This window comes from Delftia sp. PX-1 (genome assembly GCF_055797465.1).
Map to the genome: position 1 here is coordinate 1,098,200 of NZ_CP184763.1, position 16,589 is coordinate 1,114,788.

At 70.3% G+C, this 16,589-nt stretch carries 16 protein-coding genes; 7 read left to right on the top strand and 9 right to left on the bottom strand.

Annotated features, from left to right (window positions below; translation table 11 throughout):
- Positions 1–294 precede the first annotated feature (294 nt).
- A complete protein-coding gene (locus ACN20X_RS05145) occupies positions 295–1,800 on the top strand; it encodes a DASS family sodium-coupled anion symporter (RefSeq protein WP_016449181.1) in 1,506 nt (501 codons plus the stop codon).
- A 12-nt stretch (positions 1,801–1,812) separates the two neighbouring features.
- Here ACN20X_RS05145 and ACN20X_RS05150 read toward each other — a convergent pair whose 3' ends face one another.
- The 7 genes from ACN20X_RS05150 to ACN20X_RS05180 are packed head-to-tail and all read right to left on the bottom strand — an operon-like array spanning position 1,813 to position 9,472.
- Positions 1,813–2,400 carry an alkylhydroperoxidase domain protein gene (locus tag ACN20X_RS05150; RefSeq protein WP_016452002.1) on the bottom strand — a complete coding sequence of 196 codons (588 nt, stop codon included), beginning with the start codon at positions 2,398–2,400 and terminating at the stop codon, positions 1,813–1,815.
- A complete protein-coding gene (locus ACN20X_RS05155) occupies positions 2,397–3,092 on the bottom strand; it encodes a CMD domain protein (protein ID WP_016452001.1) in 696 nt (231 codons plus the stop codon). The genes ACN20X_RS05150 and ACN20X_RS05155 overlap by 4 nt, the downstream gene beginning before the upstream one ends.
- A complete protein-coding gene (locus tag ACN20X_RS05160) occupies positions 3,089–4,201 on the bottom strand; it encodes a putative FMN-dependent luciferase-like monooxygenase (protein WP_016452000.1) in 1,113 nt (370 codons plus the stop codon). The genes ACN20X_RS05155 and ACN20X_RS05160 overlap by 4 nt, the downstream gene beginning before the upstream one ends.
- The gene (locus ACN20X_RS05165; RefSeq protein ID WP_473210341.1) at positions 4,182–5,873 is read right to left on the bottom strand and encodes a dipeptide ABC transporter ATP-binding protein; all 1,692 of its coding nucleotides are present in this window, start codon (positions 5,871–5,873) and stop codon (positions 4,182–4,184) included. The genes ACN20X_RS05160 and ACN20X_RS05165 overlap by 20 nt, the downstream gene beginning before the upstream one ends.
- The gene (locus tag ACN20X_RS05170; RefSeq protein ID WP_473210342.1) at positions 5,870–6,826 is read right to left on the bottom strand and encodes an ABC transporter permease; all 957 of its coding nucleotides are present in this window, start codon (positions 6,824–6,826) and stop codon (positions 5,870–5,872) included. Before ACN20X_RS05170 ends, ACN20X_RS05165 begins: the two co-directional genes overlap by 4 nt.
- The gene (locus tag ACN20X_RS05175) at positions 6,823–7,770 is read right to left on the bottom strand and encodes an ABC transporter permease (protein WP_016451998.1); all 948 of its coding nucleotides are present in this window, start codon (positions 7,768–7,770) and stop codon (positions 6,823–6,825) included. Before ACN20X_RS05175 ends, ACN20X_RS05170 begins: the two co-directional genes overlap by 4 nt.
- Before the next feature lie 28 nt (positions 7,771–7,798).
- Positions 7,799–9,472 (bottom strand): TIGR04028 family ABC transporter substrate-binding protein, encoded by a 1,674-nt coding sequence (locus ACN20X_RS05180; RefSeq protein WP_016451997.1) that lies wholly within the window; start codon positions 9,470–9,472, stop codon positions 7,799–7,801.
- A gap of 252 nt (positions 9,473–9,724) precedes the next feature.
- Between ACN20X_RS05180 and ACN20X_RS05185 the strand changes: the two genes are divergently transcribed.
- The 3 genes from ACN20X_RS05185 (at position 9,725) to ACN20X_RS05195 (ending at position 12,514) form a co-directional block, all read left to right on the top strand.
- Positions 9,725–10,276 carry an OsmC family protein gene (locus ACN20X_RS05185; RefSeq protein ID WP_013804436.1) on the top strand — a complete coding sequence of 184 codons (552 nt, stop codon included), beginning with the start codon at positions 9,725–9,727 and terminating at the stop codon, positions 10,274–10,276.
- Between the two features lie 25 nt (positions 10,277–10,301).
- Positions 10,302–11,141: a VOC family protein gene (locus tag ACN20X_RS05190; RefSeq protein ID WP_016451996.1), complete on the top strand. Its 840-nt coding sequence runs from the start codon at positions 10,302–10,304 to the stop codon at positions 11,139–11,141.
- A gap of 116 nt (positions 11,142–11,257) precedes the next feature.
- Entirely contained in the window at positions 11,258–12,514 is a 1,257-nt protein-coding gene (locus ACN20X_RS05195; RefSeq protein ID WP_016451995.1) for an Hsp70 family protein, read from the top strand.
- A 167-nt stretch (positions 12,515–12,681) separates the two neighbouring features.
- Here ACN20X_RS05195 and rsmI read toward each other — a convergent pair whose 3' ends face one another.
- Positions 12,682–13,623, bottom strand: a complete 942-nt coding sequence (gene rsmI / locus ACN20X_RS05200) for a 16S rRNA (cytidine(1402)-2'-O)-methyltransferase (RefSeq protein WP_034348387.1) — start codon at positions 13,621–13,623, stop codon at positions 12,682–12,684.
- Here rsmI and ACN20X_RS05205 point away from each other — a divergent pair.
- The 3 genes from ACN20X_RS05205 to ACN20X_RS05215 all read left to right on the top strand — a co-directional run bounded on the left by ACN20X_RS05205 (position 13,623) and on the right by ACN20X_RS05215 (position 15,449).
- A complete protein-coding gene (locus ACN20X_RS05205) occupies positions 13,623–14,039 on the top strand; it encodes a YraN family protein (RefSeq protein ID WP_016451993.1) in 417 nt (138 codons plus the stop codon). The two genes, rsmI and ACN20X_RS05205, sit on opposite strands and share 1 nt — an antisense overlap.
- Positions 14,040–14,112: 73 nt before the next feature.
- On the top strand, positions 14,113–14,721 hold the full coding sequence (locus tag ACN20X_RS05210) for an SIS domain-containing protein (protein WP_016451992.1): 609 nt from the start codon (positions 14,113–14,115) through the stop codon (positions 14,719–14,721).
- Positions 14,718–15,449, top strand: a complete 732-nt coding sequence (locus ACN20X_RS05215) for a BON domain-containing protein (RefSeq protein WP_016451991.1) — start codon at positions 14,718–14,720, stop codon at positions 15,447–15,449. The genes ACN20X_RS05210 and ACN20X_RS05215 overlap by 4 nt, the downstream gene beginning before the upstream one ends.
- A 200-nt stretch (positions 15,450–15,649) precedes the next feature.
- Here ACN20X_RS05215 and ACN20X_RS05220 read toward each other — a convergent pair whose 3' ends face one another.
- Positions 15,650–16,561: an NAD(P)-dependent oxidoreductase gene (locus tag ACN20X_RS05220; RefSeq protein WP_016450726.1), complete on the bottom strand. Its 912-nt coding sequence runs from the start codon at positions 16,559–16,561 to the stop codon at positions 15,650–15,652.
- Positions 16,562–16,589: the final 28 nt, after the last annotated feature.

Sequence of the window (16,589 nt, forward strand, 5' to 3'; positions counted from 1 at the left end):
GTCGGCTTTTCTCCTTTTTTCACTGCATGGGTACACCGGGGCGAAAGGCACCCGGTCTGGGGATGCTGTCATGTGAGCGGGGCTCGGTGGCCTGGGTCGCCAGGTTTACTGGCCCGGCCTTGATGCCTGTCAAACTTCGGTGGCGCAGGCGCCCGCTGGAAGCCGGGCTCATGCTGCACTGCATCATGATGTCAGTCATGCGGCGCGGCCGCCAGTGCCCGTGCAGGCTGGTGGGCTTTTGCTCCCGGCAGGCCATGCTCTCTCGGCGCCGCTCCGGCAACGCAAAGGATCCACATGCTCGAGAAGATTGCCTCGCTGTTCCGCTACTTCAAGTCGGCCGTGCCGTTCCGGCTGGTGCCGGCGCTGATCGCCACCGCCGTGCTGTTCGGGCTGCTGCTGGTGCCCGTGCCCGAGGGGCTGACGCCCAAGGCCTGGCAGCTGGTGGCCATTTTCCTGACCACCATCGTGGCCATCATCCTCAAGGTCATGCCCATTGGCGTGATGGCCTTGATGGCCATCGTGATCGTCTCGCTGTCCCAGGTCACGTCTGGCTCGTCCAAGGGCGCAGTCACCGATGCGCTGAGCAGCTTTTCCAGCCCGCTGATCTGGCTGATCGTGGTGGCCATCCTGATCTCGCGCGGCCTCAAGAAGACGGGGCTGGGCAACCGCATCGGACTGATGTTCATCGCGCTGCTGGGCAAGCGGACCATCGGCATCGGCTACGGCCTGGCGATCTGCGAGCTGGTGCTGGCACCGTTCACGCCCAGCAACACGGCGCGCGGCGGCGGTATCGTGCACCCCATCATGAAGTCCATCGCCAATGCCTTCGAGTCGGACCCGGCCAAGGGTACGCAGGGCAAGGTGGGCACCTATCTGGCCCTGGTCAACTACCACGCCAATCCCATCACCTCGGCCATGTTCCTGACCGCCACGGCGCCCAATCCGCTGGTGGTGGACTTCGTGGCCAAGGCCACGGGCCAGGCCCTGCACCTGAGCTGGACCACCTGGGCGCTGTACATGCTGCTGCCGGGCCTGCTGTGCCTGCTGCTGATGCCGCTGGTGATCTACCTGCTGTCGCCTCCCGAACTCAAGGCCACGCCCAATGCCGTGGAGTACGCGCGCAGCGAGATGGCCCGCATGGGGCCGCTGTCGGGCAAGGAGCGCGTGATGCTGGGCACCTTCGGCCTGATGCTGCTGCTGTGGGCCAACGTGCCGCAGATGCTGTTCGGGCCTGCCTTCACGCTGGACCCGACGGTGGTCGCCTTCCTGGGCCTGTTCGTGCTGATCATCACGGGCACCATCGACTGGGATGACGTGCTGTCCGAGAAAAGCGCCTGGGACACGCTGGTGTGGTTCGGCGCCCTGGTCATGCTGGCCGAGCAGCTCAACAAGCTGGGCGTGGTGTCCTGGTTCGCGGTGGGCATGAAGAACGCCATCGTCGCCAGCGGTCTGGACTGGCTGCCGGTGGCGGCCATCCTGGTGGGCGTGTTCGTGTTCTCGCATTACCTGTTCGCCAGCACCACGGCCCACATCAGCGCCATGATGCTGGCCTTCCTGACCGTGGGCGCGCAGCTGATTCCGGCCGACTATGTCGTGCCCTTCATGCTGATGATGACGGCCGGCTCGGCCATCATGATGACGCTGACCCACTACGCCACCGGCACTTCGCCCATCATCTTCGGAAGCGGCTATGTCACGCTGGGCAACTGGTGGCGCGTGGGCGCGGCCATGTGCGTGATCGAGCTGCTGGTCTTTGCCGTGGTCGGCAGCGCCTGGTGGAAGCTGCTGGGCCTGTGGTGAGGGCGAAAGCCCTCATGCGGTGGTCCGTGGCTCGCCCAGCGACAGCATGAGCCGGTTGGCCCAGTTGAAGAAGGCCGTGCCGTGCAGCACATCGGAGATGGCGGCATCGTCCAGGCCGGCGGCGCGCAGCGCATCGATGTGGGCGGGCTCCAGCGCAGGCGGCGTCTGGGTCAGCGCCACGGCCGCCGTGACGATGGCGTTCCAGCGCGGTCCCAGGTCCGTGCCCGGACCCTCGTCGAGCAGGCGCTGCACGTCGCCGCCCCGGCGCGAGAAGTGCGTGGCAAAGCGCGCATGGACCGAGGCGCAGTAGATGCAGCCATTGGCGCGCGAGGTGGCCGCAGCGGCCAGCTCCCGCTCGGCACGCGGCAGGCCGGCGTCGGGGTTGTAGAAGATGTCCTTGTCGGTGCGTGTGCGTGCGCCCAGCGTGTCGGGGTCGCGCGCCAGCAGGCGGAAGTAGGGGGACTGCGCGCGTGAGGCATCGACCAGGCCTGCACGGTGGCGTTCGGTCAGCTCGCTTTCGTCCAGCGGCTCAATCCATGGCAGCCAGTCGAGCTGTTCCTGGGTGAAGACCTGGGGAGCGGCGGAGTTCGTTGAGGTCATGGCTGGGCTTGCAGGGTGGTGGGTTGATGGGCGGCCGGGGGCGCGGGGCGTGCAGCCAGCACGCGCAGCCCCGCCACCACGCGGATCTGGAAGGACAGGAAGGACGCCAGCTGGGACACGATGACGATGTCCGTCTCGCTCCAGCCCGCCTGTTGCAGCGCCTGCAGGGCCCCAGCGCTGGCGTCGCGCGGGTGGTAGGCCAGCAGGTGCGCATGGGCCAGCGCCGCGGCCAGGCGCGCGCCCAGCAGCGCGGCATGGGCCGGGTCCACGGCATAGGCGGGGCCGCTCTGGTCTTCGCGGCTCAGCGGGCCTGCCGGGTAGCGGCCGTACGGCCCGTGCGGGCCGCTGCCGGGCTGAAGGCTTTGTGCACGGCCCCGCACGACTTCGGATGCCACGGCGGCAGCCAGTTCCGCATCTTCGGCCGCCAGCGCCTTCGCATAGAAGGCGGCGCTGCGCGGCTCGCCATGAAGCCCGGCCGTGAAGGCGGCCAGGGCCAGCCGCTCGCGCAGCGAGACCGTGCCGGGCACGGGCTCGGCGGGCGTGAACAGGGCGGCAAAACTCTGCTGGGCCTGCGTGCGCGCCTCGGTGCGGTGGCGGCGCACGCGGTCCAGGGCGCTGCCGGGGGTGATGCCGGCGAGGTGGTCGATGACGTCGTCCGGAAAACGGGGCTGTACGGTGGTGTTCATGGTCATGCGGCTTGCAGCAGTCCGGCCCGGGCTGCGGGGAGGGAAGAGGGTGCCTGCAGATCTGCACGGCGCCAGCCCAGGGCTGGTGCCACATGGGCGGCCGTCAGCTTGATGGAGCGCAGGATGGCGTCGTGCGGCGGGTCGATGGAATGCACCTGGAAGACGATGTCGCTCACGCGCGCCAGCGCCGTGTCGGCGCGCAGCGAGGCGATGACCTCGTCGGGCGTGCCCACATGCACGTCGTAGGCGGCGATGAGATCGGCCAGCGGCGCCTGCGGATCGACGCGGGCCGCCCACTGCGAGGGCTGGGCGGCATGGCGCCGGGCCGCGCGGCGCAGGCCGGCCTCGGCCCAGCGCAGCGCATCGTCTCGGCGGTCGGCCACGAACAGCGTGCGCGAGCCCAGGATGCGCGGCGCCCGCCCCGCGGGCAGGCGGGCAAGGTAGGCGTCGATGATGGGGTTCTGGATCTCGGACAGCGTGGCCTGCGGCGCACCTTCGGGCCGTGGCTGGGTGCGCGACAGCATCAGGCCGTCGCCGTTGGCCCCGGCCCGCGCGCCGCCCTCGGCCGAGAACGTGGCCTGCCAGACGCGCTCCAGCAGCTGCGGCGCGGCCGGGTACAGGTGCACGCCACCGGCCAGCGCGCGCCCGGCCCAGGCGTCCTGCAGCACACCGAAGTTGCGCGCGAAGACGGCGCCGCGCTCGGCGCCCTGCACGCCAAAGGCCTCGAAGGATTCGGCCGTGCCGCCCGTGCCCAGGCCCACTTCCAGGCGGCCGCCGGTCAGCAGGTCCAGCACGGCCGCATCCTCGGCCACGCGCAGCGCGTTTTCCAGCGGCAGCGTGATCACGCCCGTTCCGATGCGGATGCGCCGCGTGCGCGCCGCCACATGGGCCAGGAAGACGAAGGGCGAGGGCAGGCCGCCCTCGCTTTCATGGAAATGGTGCTGGGCTACCCAGGCCGAGTCGAAGCCCTGGGCCTCGGCATGGGCGATCTGCTCGGCCACCAGGCGGTAGCGCTCGCCGGCCGGCACATCGTCGAGCAGGCGGCTGAAGAAGCCCAGGCGCGGGCCGGTGCGGGAGCCGTGGCCACGGTTGGTATCAGGCGGGGTGAGGGACAAAATCAATGCTCCTTTTGCCGGGAATGGCGTCCATGAGTTCGCGTGTGTAGTCGCTGGTGGGGCGCTGGAACACCTCCTCCACGCTGCCCGCGTCCACCACCCGGCCCGCGCGCAGCACCGATACCGTGTCGGCGATCTGGCGCACCACGGCAAGGTCGTGCGAGATGAAGAGATAGGTCAGCCCCAGGTCCTGCTGCAGCTGGGCGAGCAGGGCCAGGATCTGCGCCTGCACCGTCACGTCCAGGGCCGATACGGCCTCGTCCAGCACCAGCACCTGCGGCTGCAGCACCAGGGCGCGCGCAATCGCCACGCGCTGGCGCTGGCCGCCCGACAGCGCATGCGGGCGCCGCTGCAGCACGGCGGCCGGCAGGCCCACGCGCTCCAGCATGTCGTGCACGCGCCGGCGGCGCTCATCGGCCGGCAGCGGGTCGAAGTTCAGCAGGGGCTCCTCGATGATGTCGAACACGCTCTGGCGCGGGTCCAGAGAGCTGAACGGGTTCTGGTAGACCAGCTGCACGCGGCGGCGCAGCTGGCGCAGGGCCTCGCCGCGCAGGCCCGTGACCTCGGTGCCTTCGATGCGGATGCGGCCCGCCGTGGGCCGGCCCAGGCCCACGATGGCGCGGATGGTGGTGGTCTTGCCCGAGCCCGACTCGCCCACGATGGCATGCGTGCTGCCCCGGCGCACGCGCAGCGACACGCCGTCCACGGCGCGGAAGATGCCGCGCCCGTGGGCCGAGGCATGGCCGGGGGCCGCGAACTCGTGCACCAGGTCCTCGACCTCGATGGCCCAGTCATCGGTGGTGGCGGGCCTGGGCGTGCGGCGCGGTGCGGGCGCCAGCGAAGGCGCATCGGCCAGCAGCCGCCGCGTATAGGCGCTTTGCGGATTGCGCAGCAGCTCCAGCGTGGGGCCCTGCTCCTGGATGCGGCCGCCCTGCATGACGACCAGGCGGTGCGAGCGGTCGGCCGCCACGCCCAGGTCATGCGTGACCAGCAGCACGGCCGTGCCGGTCTCGCGGCGCAGCGCGTCGATCAGGTCCAGGATGCGCCGCTGCACGGTCACGTCCAGCGCGCTGGTGGGCTCGTCGGCAATGATGAGGGCGGGCCGCAGCGCAATCGCAATGGCGATCAGCACGCGCTGGCGCATGCCGCCCGACAGTTCGTGCGGATACTGGCGTGCGCGCAGCGCGGGCTGGGACAGCCCCACGCGGGCCAGCAGCTCCAGCACGCGCGCCTGCACGGCCGTGCGGTCGCGCAGTCCGTGGATGCGCAGGATCTCGCCCACCTGGTCGCCCACCGTGCGCACGGGGTTCAGCGACATGGTGGGGTCTTGCGGCACCAGGCTGACCACGCGGCCGCGGATGGCGTTCCAGCGTGCGGCCGGCCAGCCCGAGACCTCGGTGCCCTGCAGGCGGATGCTGCCGTGCTCGCGCCGGCCGTTGTCGGCCAAAAGGCCGATCACGGCCTGGGCCGTGGTGGTCTTGCCCGAGCCCGATTCGCCGACCAGGGCCACCACCTCGCCCGGCGCCACGGAAAACGACACGCCGTGCACCACGCGCTGTGCCTGGCCTGCGGCATCGCGGTAGGCCACGGCCAGGTCCTGCACTTCGAGCACGGGGGCGGTGGTTGCCACCGCTGGTGCGGCGTGGATGCGTTCCTCGATGGCGGCGCTCATGCAGGCCTCCGTGCGAAGGCCGTGGCGATGCGGTTGGCCGCCAGCACCACGGCCACCACGATCAGGCCCGGCGCCGTGGTCAGCCACCAGGCGGTGGCGATGTAGTTGCGGCCTTCGGCGATCAGCAGCCCCCATTCGGGCGTGGGCGGCGGCGCGCCGTAGCCCAGAAAACCCAGCGTGGAAATCGCAAGGATCGCCGAGCCGAACTGCAGCGCCGCCATGGCGATGACCGAGGTCAGCGAATTGGGCAGCACATGGCGCCACAGCACGGCGGCAAAGCGCCCGCCGCTGCCAAAGGCGGCCTCCACGTAGTCGGAGCGGCGCACACGCACCACCTCCGAGCGCACCAGGCGCGCGAAGCTGGCCACCGAGACCACGCCCACGGCAATGGCCGCGTTGATGGTGCCAAAGCCCAGCACGATGATGATGGTCAGCGACAGCAGCAGCGAAGGCACGGCCAGCAGCACATCGACCAGGCGCATCAGCGCATCTTCCGTGCGCCCGCCCGTGGCCCCGGCCAGCAGGCCGATCAGCGTGCCCACGGCCAGGCCCACGCCCACGGCCACGAAGGCGCCCGACAGCGAATGCACGGCGCCATGCACCACGCGCGCCCACAGGCCGCGCCCCAGCGCGTCCGTGCCCAGCCAGTGCGCGGCGCCGGGCGCCAGCAGCTGCTGGCCGGCCTGGCCCGCGATCGGGTTCTGGTGGGCGAACCAGCCGGGCGCCAGCGCCCACAGCGCGGCCACGGCAATCACCAGCCAGGCCAGGGCCAGCGTGGGCGGCAGGCGTTTCAGGGATTGCAGGCGGGCCGGCAAGGCGAAGCTGCGGCGCGGGGCGGCTGGCGCAGGGGCCAGGGACGACGCTGGCAGCGCCGTGGGAATGGGAGTTGGAGTGGCGGGCGCGGCCTGGGCATCCAGGGCCGGGGAAAGAGCGCTTGAGACGGCAGTGTTCATGGCCGGTTCTCCACGGAATGGCGCAGGCGCGGATCAAGCAGCGGGTACAGCAGGTCCACGGCGAGGTTGATGAGTACGAAGGCGGCGGCCGAGACGACCACCACGGCCTGGAGCACGGCCGTGTCCTGGTTGCCCACGGCCTGCTGGGTCAGCGTGCCCAGGCCGTTGAGGCCGAACACGGCCTCCGTCACCACGGCGCCGGCCAGCAGCTCGCCGAACAGCACGCCGGCAATGGTCAGCGTGGGCAGCAGGGCATTGCGTGCCACATGGCGCAGCAGCACCCAGCGGCGCGAGGCGCCCTTGGCCCGCGCCACGGCCACGAAGGGCTGGGCCAGCACGGCGTCGATATTGCGCAGCAGCACCTGGGCCAGCGGCGCCGAGATCGGCACGGCCAGGGTCAGCGTGGGCAGCACCAGTCCTTCCCAGGGGCCGGGATTGATCACGGCGATCCAGCCCAGGCGGAACGACACCACCTGGATCAGCATGATCCCCAGCCAGAACACGGGCACCGAGACAAAGACCGAAGGCAGCGAATACAGCGCGTTGCGCAGCCAGGCAAAGGGCGCCAGGCTGGTAGCCGCCGCCAGCGCCACGGCCAGCAGCGCGGCTGCGGCAAAGCCCAGGGCCGCGAGCTTGAGCGTGGGCGGCAGGCTGGTGGCCAGGCCCTGGCTCACCGGCACGCCGGCCTGCAGCGAATAGCCGAAATGGCCCGTGAGGAACTGGCCCAGCGTGTGCAGGTACTGCTGCCACACGGGCTGGTCCGAGCCGTAGGCGGCGCGGATGTCGGCAATCTCCTGCGGGCCCAGGCCCAGCTCGGGGTTCAGGAACTTGATCAGCACGGCATCGCCCGGCAGCAGCTGCAGCAGGATGAACGAGACCGTGAAGGCCGCCCACAGCACCAGGGCGGCCTGGGCGATGCGGCTGAGCAGATAGCGGCGCGACATGGGAGTGGTTCCTCAGTGAGCGATCCGGTCAGCGCCTGGCCAGCCAGGTGCTGTAGAAGCTGGGCCGGCCCACGGCCTCGAAGCCCACGTCGCGCACCCAGCCTGCGCCCGCAAAGGCCTGGGGTTCCTCGAAGATGGGGATCACATAGGCCTGGTCGATCAGGTAGTTCTGCACCTCGCCGGCCAGCGCCAGGCGCCTGGCGGCATCGGTCTCGGCCGCGATGGCGTCGAACAGGCCGTTGAGCTTGGTGTCCTCGAAGGACTTGACCTTCTGGCTCACGCCGCCCTTTTGCAGCAGCACGTTGCGGTTGGTCGGGTAGTAGTTGCTCTTGATCACGTCGGGATCGGCGCGGCCCACCATGCCGGGCAGCACGCCGGTCTTGTCGGGGTCCAGCGTGTCCACGGCGCGGCTGCCCGCGTCGCCCGACAGCACGTTGAGCTTGACCCCGATGCGCGCCCACTGCTGGGCCACGAGCTGCAGCGTCTCCTTGTTCTGCGGCTGGGGCAGGGACTCGTAGGTGGAGAGCACGAAATCGCGGCCGTCCTTCTGGCGCAGGCCGTTGGCGCCCAGCGTCCAGCCGGCCTCGTCCAGCAGCTGTTTCGCCTTGGCCTCGTCATAGGCCAGCTTGGCCGACAGGTCCACGAAGCCGGCCGCCGTGGAGGCAATCACCGAGCGCGCCTGGGGATAGCGCGGCGAAAACAGCGTCTCCACGATCTCCTTGGCATTGGTGCCGTGCAGCAGCGCCTGGCGCACCTTGAGATCGGCCACCAGGGCGTTGTCCGGGCGGATGGCCACGCTGTTGTTCACGCCGCGCGTGGGCGGGGCGTAGATGCTGAACTTCTGGTCCTCGACGCGCTTTTCGTCATAGGCCTGGATCTGGCGGATCAGCCCGGCCTGGCCGGCCAGCAGCGCGCCGATGCGCACGCTGTCCTCGGGCGTGACGATGAACTTCACCTCATCCAGCCGCGCGCGGCCCTGGTGGGCCAGCTTGGCGGGACCCCAGGCATAGTCCTTGCGCACCTTGAGCACCAGCTCCTTGCCCAGCGTCTCGCTGGCCACCACGAAGGGGCCGGAGCCGATGATGCGCGTGGCATCGCCCAACTCCTCGAAGGGGCGGTCCAGCGTGGCCGGCGAGACCAGACCCGAGCCGATCACCGAAGTGCCCTGCAGAAAGCCCGGCGAAGGCTTTCTGAAGAAGAACTTCACCGTCAGCGGGTCGACCACCTCGCTGCGCTCGTAGTTGTTGATCACCTCGGACACGGGCTGCTTGAGCGCCTTGTTGCCCAGGCCGTAGGTGTCGAAGTTGCGCGCCACGGCCGCCGCGTCCAGCGGCGTGCCGTCGGAGAAGGTGACGCCGGGGCGCAGCTTGAAGCTGTACTCGGTGGCGTCGGCATTCACGGTCCAGGACTCGGCGATCCAGGGCTGGATCTCCAGCGTCTTCGGGTCCTGGTAGGTCAGCTTGTCGGTGATCTGGTTGAGCACGCCGCCGTTGGGATAGAAGCCCCCGGCCGGCGGATAGAGGTTGGTATGGGCCTGCTGCTCCAGGTAGACCAGGGTGCCGCCTTCCACGGGGCCGGCAGCCGCGCCCGCCTGGGCCGTATCGGCCTGCCTGGAGCACGCCGCCAGCAGCAGGCTGCTGCCCGCCAATACCGCTATCGCGGCCTTCCATGCCACCTGACCCGCCTTCGATTGGGAAAACACGTTCGTACCTCGCCGCCGCTGGGGCGCTGAAAAACAAGACTGCCGGCCACAGGACCGGCTCCATGTTTTTCATGCTATCGATGCCAAATATTTGCGCTCATATATCGAGTTGCATCGTTATTTGGAAAACGACTAAGGGATGGGAGCCCCCGCATATCTGCCCAGTGCATAAGCGCAGACGGATTCGTTTGTTTGCCGCGTATGCGGCGGTCCCAACAATGGGCTGGTACTTCCTTCACCGAAAGCCCGTCCATGAGCCATCTCAACGAATACCTCGCCGAAAAGCGTGCCGCCGTGCTCGCCCGCAGCGCCGCCGTCGCGGCCGGCACGGCCCAGCCCGCCCACCTCAAGGCCCATGTGCGCGCCGAGGGCCGCAGCGGCGTGCGCCGCCTGCGCATCCGCGAGCACCAGGTCATCAGCGACAGCCCGCCCGACTTCGCGGGCTACAACCTCGGCCCCAGCTCGCCCGAGCTGCAGCTGGGCGTGCTGGGGACCTGCGTGACCCACATCTTTCTGATCCAGGCGGCCGAGCGCCAGGTGCCCGTGGAGAGCCTGGAGGTCGAGGTCACGGGCATCATCGATCCGCGCGGCGGCAAGCCCGGCCACGAGGCCACGCCCATCTGGCCGCATGAGATCGGCTACACCGTGCACATCGACTCGCCCGCCAGCCGCGCCGAGATCGATGCGCTGTTCGAGGCCGTGGAGCGCACCTGCCCCATCCTCAACCTGCTGCGCAATCCGCAGAACATCCGCGCCGAAGTGCGCCACACCGACTCCAGCGCCGCCGCGCGCCTGGCAGCCTGAACACCGTGCGGAAAGCACCCCTGCCATGACCCTGCCACTCGACCACATCGTCATCGCGGTCCAGGACCTGGAACGCACCATTGCCGACTACACCGCGCTGGGCTTCAACGTGCTGCGCGGCGGCGAGCATCCGGGCCGCTCCACGCACAACGCCCTGGTGGTGTTTGCCGACGGCGCCTACTTCGAACTCATCGCCTGGCGGGCGCCCGCGCCCGAGGAACGCTGGTGGCGGCAGCTGCAGCGCCATGGCGAGGGCATTGTCGATTTCGCGCTGCTGCCCACCGAGACCGGCGCCGTGGTCGCCGCAGCCCAGGCGCGCGGGCTGGACTACGAGGCGCCCTACGAAGGCGGCCGGCTGCGCCCCGACGGCGCGCAACTGCGCTGGCGCAATGCACGCGCCCGCAGCCAGGACCTGCCCTTTCTCTGCGGCGACCTCACGCCGCGCGCCCTGCGCGTGCCTGAGGGCGATGCGCGCGTGCATGCCAACGGCGCCACCGGCGTGGCCCGGCTGCACGTGGCCGTGCATGACCTGCGGGCCAGCCTGGCGCGCTGGCGCGCGCTGCTGGGCGAGGGCGCCGACATCGGCGAGGCCCGCCTGTCGGCCGATGGCGGCGCCTACCGCGCCTCGCTGAAGCTGCGGGGCACGGGGCCGGGCGCCACCGAGCTGGTGCTGTCTGCCCCAGCCCAGGGCGTGGCCACGGGCGCCCTGGGCCACCGGCTGGCCATGCGCGGCGAAGGCCCTTATGCGATCGGGCTGGACGTGCGGCGGCCTGCGCCTGCACGGGCACTGGACGAGGCCGCCACGCATGGCGTGCGCATCGTGCTCGCCCAGGATTCCCTGCCCCGGGAAACCGCTGCCGCCTAGGCGCAATGCGCGGGCGATAGAATGGCGCCCCGCTGACACCCATGCCCACTCCGGTGGGCGTTTTCGTTGCAGCCGCTGCAGCCTTCGCAGGCTGCCGTGGCGCGGCGCCGCTTGCCATGACGACTGCTTCCTCTCCTGCCACGCTGGGCATAGATTTCGGTACCTCCAACTCCGCCATGGCCTGGCGCGTGCCCGGCCAGCCCGCACGCCTGCTGCCGCTGGAAGGCGATGCCTGCGGCATGCCCACGGCGCTGTTCTTCCATACGGATGAGCACAGCACGCATTTCGGGCGCGACGCCATGGCCCAGTACCTGGATGGCGAGCCGGGCCGGCTCATGCGCTCGCTCAAGAGCCTGCTGGGCAGCGCGCTGCTGCAGGAAAAGACGGCCGTGCACGACCAGCTGGTCAGCTACCAGGATGTGATCGGACTGTTCCTTCGCCGCGTGGCCGACCGGGCGCGTGCCTCGCTGGACGGGCGCCTGCCCGAGCGCGTGGTGCTGGGCCGGCCCGTGCACTTCGTGGATGACCATCCCGAGCGCGACCGCCAGGCCCAGCAGGCCCTGGCCGACGCCGCGCGCGCCGCCGGCCTGGGCGAAGTGGATTTCCAGATGGAGCCCATCGCCGCCGCGCTGGACTACGAGCAGCGCCTCACGCAGGAATCCGTGGTGCTGGTGGTGGACATCGGCGGCGGTACCTCCGACTTCACCGTCGTGCGCCTGGGGCCCGAGCAGGCCGGCCGCCGCGACCGCCGCGACGACATCCTGGCCACCAGCGGCGTGCATATCGGCGGCACGGACTTCGACCACCGGCTCAACCTGGCCCAGATCATGCCGCTGCTGGGCTACCGCCACACCGGCCCCAGCGGCCGCGAAGTGCCCAGCCGCGTGTTCTTCGACCTCTCGACCTGGCACCTGATCCAGTGGCTGTACTCGCCCAAGGCCCTGGCCGAGGCGCGCAACCTGCGCACCGACTACAGCGACCAGCGCCTGCACAAGCGCCTGATGGACGTGCTGGAACTGCGCGAAGGCCACCGCCTGGCCGCCGTGGTGGAGCAGGCCAAGATCGAGGCTTCCACGCGCCATGCCGAGTCGCCCATCGAACTGGGCTGGCTGGAGTCGGGCCTGTCCGCCGCCATCTCGCCCGAGGTGCTGCACGAGCAGCTGCAAGGCCCGCTGCAGCAGGTCGTGGCCTGTGCCCAGGATTGCCTGCGCCTGGCCGGCGTGGCGCCCCAGGCGCTGGACGCCATCTACCTCACGGGCGGCTCGTCGGCCCTGCGCACGCTGCGCGATGCGCTGCGAGAGGCCTTCCCCGGCGTGCCGCAGGTCGAAGGCGACCTGTTCGGTGGCGTGGCCACCGGCCTGGCGTATGCATAAGTCCCCCTGAGCGGCTGCGCCGCTTCCCGTTGCACGGCGCCCCCTCTCGCTACGCGGGGGGCGTACGGGCAACCGGCGACACCCTCGCGGCGGGGCGGCGCGGCCGGCGTAGGCCCTTGCTCGGTGTCCCTGAGGGTGAAGGCCACTGTGGTGCTGCCGCCTTGGGCTTAATCCTCTATCGGGTCCTCCTCGGCGGCCTGCTTGATCGCCAGCGCGGCGTCATAGAGGCGGTTGCGCGGTGCGCCCGTGATCTCGGCGGCCAGGCGCACGGCCGTCTTGGTGGGCAGCTCGGCCAGCAGCAGGCGCAGCACGCGCAGGGCGTCGGCGTCGGCCTCATCGCCACCCAGGGCCACCGGGTGCAGCACCACGGCGAACTCGCCCTTGCTGCGCTGGGGCACGGCCTGCAGCCAGGCCGGCAGCGTGCTGGCGGGCATGGTGGCAATGTCCTCGAACTGCTTGGTGATCTCGCGCGCCAGCGTCACCGGGCGCTCGCCCAGCGTGGCCAGGGCGGCGGCCAGGTCGGCAATGCGGTGCGGCGCCTCCAGCAGCACGGTGCAGCGCGGCTGCAGCGCCAGTTGCTGCACGGCGGCCAGGCGCTCGGCCGACTTGGTGGGCAGAAAGCCCGCGAAGACGAAACCTCCCTCGCCCTGCGAAGGTGTGACCGCGCCGGCCACGCTGATGGCCGCCGTGATGCTGCTGGCGCCGGGCAGCGGAATGCAGCGCAGGCCTGCCGCCTGCACGGCCGCGCACAGGCGCGCGCCGGGGTCGCTGACGCCGGGCGTGCCGGCATCGCTGACATAGGCGATGCGCTGGCCCTGCTGCAGCCGGGCCACGATCTGCTGGGCCGCCTCGGCCTCGTTGTGCTGGTGCACGGCCAGCAGCTGGCTGCCGGGGCGGTCCAGTCCATAGGAGCGCAGCAGGCCCTGGGTGTGGCGCGTGTCCTCGCAGGCCACGCAGTCCACCAGCTGCAGCACATGCAGGGCGCGCAGGCTGATGTCGGCCAGGTTGCCTATGGGGGTGGCCACCACGTAGAGGGCGCCCTGCGGATAATGCTGGGATGCCGCAGCATCCTTGGCTGCGCCCAGCGCGGTGGCGAAAGAGGTAGTCAATGGGTTTCCTTGCGAAAAAGCCGGCAGGCGCGGGGCCGTCTGCCCTCACGACCCGGCACCGGGGCCAGCAGGCCGAGGATGCGGCGCTGGCCCATCTGCAGGCGGCCGGCCTGCGTCTGGTCGAGCGCAATTATCGGACGCCGGGGCGCGGCGGCGGCGAGATCGACCTCATCGTGCAGGCGCGCGACGGCACCGTGGTCTTCGTCGAGGTGCGCAGCCGTGGCACGCGCGCCTTCGGCGGTGCCGGCGCCAGCATAGGCGCCACCAAGCAGCGGCGCATCGTGTTTGCCGCGCGCCACTACCTGATGCGATGGGCCGCGCCGCCGCCGTGCCGCTTCGACGTGGTGCTGGTCGAGTCCGGCGCCGGGTCTGCCGTGCAGTGGCTGCAGGCCGCCTTTGATGCCGAAGGCGCCTGATCCGTTACCGCTGCAGCACAAATAACGCCTGGCTACGAAAGACTTCAGGGGCGGCAGTTATCATCGGGCCTCCATGCTTGAGCAACGTATCCAACAGCATTTCATCGACAGCGCCGACCTGAAATACCAGGCCGCCCAGGCGCTGAGCCAGCCCATTGCGTCAGCGGTACAGGCCATGCTGGCCTGCGTGACCAGCGGCGGCAAGGTCCTGGCCTGCGGCGCTGGCGCCTCGGCCAGCGACGCCCAGCTCTTCGCCGCCCTGTGCGTGGCCGGTTTCGAGCGCGACCGGCCCGAGCTGGCCGCCGTGGCCCTTGTGTCCGACGGTGGCCTGCTGGGCACCGTGGGCGCCACGGGCTCGGGCGGCAACGCCACCCAGTACCTGGCGCGCCAGATACGCGCCCTGGGCCAGCCCGGCGACCTGCTGCTGGTGCTGTCCGCCACGGGCAACGACGTGGCCGTGCTGGAGGCCCTGGATGCCGCCCATGAGCGCGACATGATGGCCGTGGTGCTGACCGGCCGCACGGGCGGCTCCCTGGCCGGCCGCGTGCGCGAGACCGATGTTCTGATCTGCGTGCCGCACGACCGTGCGGCGCGCGTGCGCGAAACCCATACGCTGGTGCTGCACTGCCTGTGCGACGGCGTGGATGCCCAGTTACTTGGTGAACAGGAGATGCCTCTATGAAGTTCCGTTGGTCCCGCGCCGCCTGCGGTGTGCTCGCCGTTGCGTCCCTGGGCGCCGCCCTGTCGGGCTGCGTCGCCCTGGTGGGTGGCAGCGCCGTGATGGCCGGCATGTCGGTGGCGGACCGCCGCACCACCGGCACCCAGGTGGAAGACCAGGGCATCGAGCTGCGCGCCAACAACCGCATCTCCGAAGTGCTGGGCGACAAGGCCCATGTCAACGTCACCAGCTACAACCGCCAGGTGCTGCTGACCGGCGAGGCCGGCAACGAGGCCGACCGCCAGACCATCGAGAAGCTCGTGCGCGAGCAGCCCACGGTGCGCAATGTCTTCAACGAAGTGGTGGTGGCGCCCTTCACTTCCACGCTGAGCCAGCGTTCCAAGGACACCCTGATCACCACCCAGGTCAAGGCCAGCCTGCTGGACGCCAAGGACATCCAGGCCTCGGCCTTCAAGGTCGTGACCGAGAACAAGGTCGTCTTCCTGATGGGCATCGTCACCCCGCGCGAAGCCAAGCGCGGCGCCGAGATCGCCCGCGGCATCAACGACGTGACCAAGGTCGTGCGCGTGGTGGAAGTCATCTCCGAGGACGAACTGGCCCGCATGCAGCCGCAGTCCGCCCCCGTGGTCACCGACGACTCCGGCAAGGCCGCCGCAGCCAGCGCTCCCACCAGCCTCTCGGAAAGCAGCCTGTCCACCCCCGCAGGCGCCACCGCCACCCCGGTGAAGTGATCACCGCCGCCTGAAAGCAAAAGCCGGAACATGTTCCGGCTTTTTGTTTTGGACATAGGAAGATCTCGTCCCTCAGGGCATAGCACTTGAATCTGGCAGGGCCTAAAGCCAGGGACACCAAGCAAGGGCCGCCCCGCAGCGATGGTGTCGTCCCCCCTCCCTTGCGAAGCAAGTAGAGAGGGGGAAGCGGCGTAAGCCGCTCAGGGGGTGAGCCTCTTGATGAGGCTGGAGGTATCCCAGCGCCTGCCCCCCATCTGCTGCACATCGGCATAGAACTGGTCCACCAGGGCCGTGACGGGCAGGCGGGCGCCGTTGCGCTGGGCCTCGGCCAGCACCAGGCCCAGGTCCTTGCGCATCCAGTCCACGGCAAAGCCGAAGTCGAACTTGCCTTCGGCCATGGTGCGGCCGCGATTGTCCATCTGCCAGCTCTGGGCTGCGCCCTTGCCGATGACGTCGAGCACGGCGGGAATGTCCAGGCCCGCGTGCTGGCCGAAGGCGATGGCCTCGGACAGGCCCTGGACCAGGCCGGCGATGCAGATCTGGTTGACCATCTTAGTCAGCTGGCCGGCGCCGCTGTCGCCCATCAGCGTGCAGGCGCGCGAGAAGGCCATGGCCACGGGCTGCATGGTGGCGAAGGCGGCCTCGTCACCGCCGCACATCACGGTGAGCTGGCCGTTCTGGGCGCCCGCCTGGCCGCCCGAGACGGGAGCGTCGATGAACTGCAGGCCCAGCTCCAGCCCGGCCGCATGCAGCTCGCGCGCCACTTCGGCCGATGCCGTCGTGTGGTCGGCAAAGATGGCGCCGCGGCGCATGCCCGCGAAGGCGCCGTCCGGCCCCAGCACGACCGAGCGCAGGTCATCGTCATTGCCCACGCAGCTGAACACGATGTCGGCGCCGGCCACGGCCTCGCGCGGCGTGGCCGCATGGCCGCCGTTGAACTCCTCGCACCAGGCGCGGGCCTTGGCCTGCGTGCGGTTGTAGACCGTGACGCGGTGGCCTGCCGTGGCCAGGTGGCCGGCCATGGGATAGCCCATGACGCCCAGCCCCAGGAAGGCTACGGAGAGGGGAGCGATGGCCGCATAGCTGCGGGCGGCGATGGAGGAGTCGGACATGGGGGATTCCTGAGAGGTGGTGGGAGCG

What these genes read in the sequence shown, in the direction of transcription:
- ACN20X_RS05145 (WP_016449181.1), top strand. Translation starts at nt 295, where the DNA reads ATGCTCGAGAAGATTGCCTCGCTGTTCCGCTACTTCAAGTCGGCCGTG.
- ACN20X_RS05150 (WP_016452002.1), bottom strand. Translation starts at nt 2,400, where the DNA reads ATGACCTCAACGAACTCCGCCGCTCCCCAGGTCTTCACCCAGGAACAG.
- ACN20X_RS05155 (WP_016452001.1), bottom strand. Translation starts at nt 3,092, where the DNA reads ATGACCATGAACACCACCGTACAGCCCCGTTTTCCGGACGACGTCATC.
- ACN20X_RS05165 (WP_473210341.1), bottom strand. Translation starts at nt 5,873, where the DNA reads ATGAGCGCCGCCATCGAGGAACGCATCCACGCCGCACCAGCGGTGGCA.
- ACN20X_RS05170 (WP_473210342.1), bottom strand. Translation starts at nt 6,826, where the DNA reads ATGAACACTGCCGTCTCAAGCGCTCTTTCCCCGGCCCTGGATGCCCAG.
- ACN20X_RS05175 (WP_016451998.1), bottom strand. Translation starts at nt 7,770, where the DNA reads ATGTCGCGCCGCTATCTGCTCAGCCGCATCGCCCAGGCCGCCCTGGTG.
- ACN20X_RS05185 (WP_013804436.1), top strand. Translation starts at nt 9,725, where the DNA reads ATGAGCCATCTCAACGAATACCTCGCCGAAAAGCGTGCCGCCGTGCTC.
- ACN20X_RS05190 (WP_016451996.1), top strand. Translation starts at nt 10,302, where the DNA reads ATGACCCTGCCACTCGACCACATCGTCATCGCGGTCCAGGACCTGGAA.
- ACN20X_RS05195 (WP_016451995.1), top strand. Translation starts at nt 11,258, where the DNA reads ATGACGACTGCTTCCTCTCCTGCCACGCTGGGCATAGATTTCGGTACC.
- ACN20X_RS05205 (WP_016451993.1), top strand. Translation starts at nt 13,623, where the DNA reads ATGGGTTTCCTTGCGAAAAAGCCGGCAGGCGCGGGGCCGTCTGCCCTC.
- ACN20X_RS05210 (WP_016451992.1), top strand. Translation starts at nt 14,113, where the DNA reads ATGCTTGAGCAACGTATCCAACAGCATTTCATCGACAGCGCCGACCTG.
- ACN20X_RS05215 (WP_016451991.1), top strand. Translation starts at nt 14,718, where the DNA reads ATGAAGTTCCGTTGGTCCCGCGCCGCCTGCGGTGTGCTCGCCGTTGCG.
- ACN20X_RS05220 (WP_016450726.1), bottom strand. Translation starts at nt 16,561, where the DNA reads ATGTCCGACTCCTCCATCGCCGCCCGCAGCTATGCGGCCATCGCTCCC.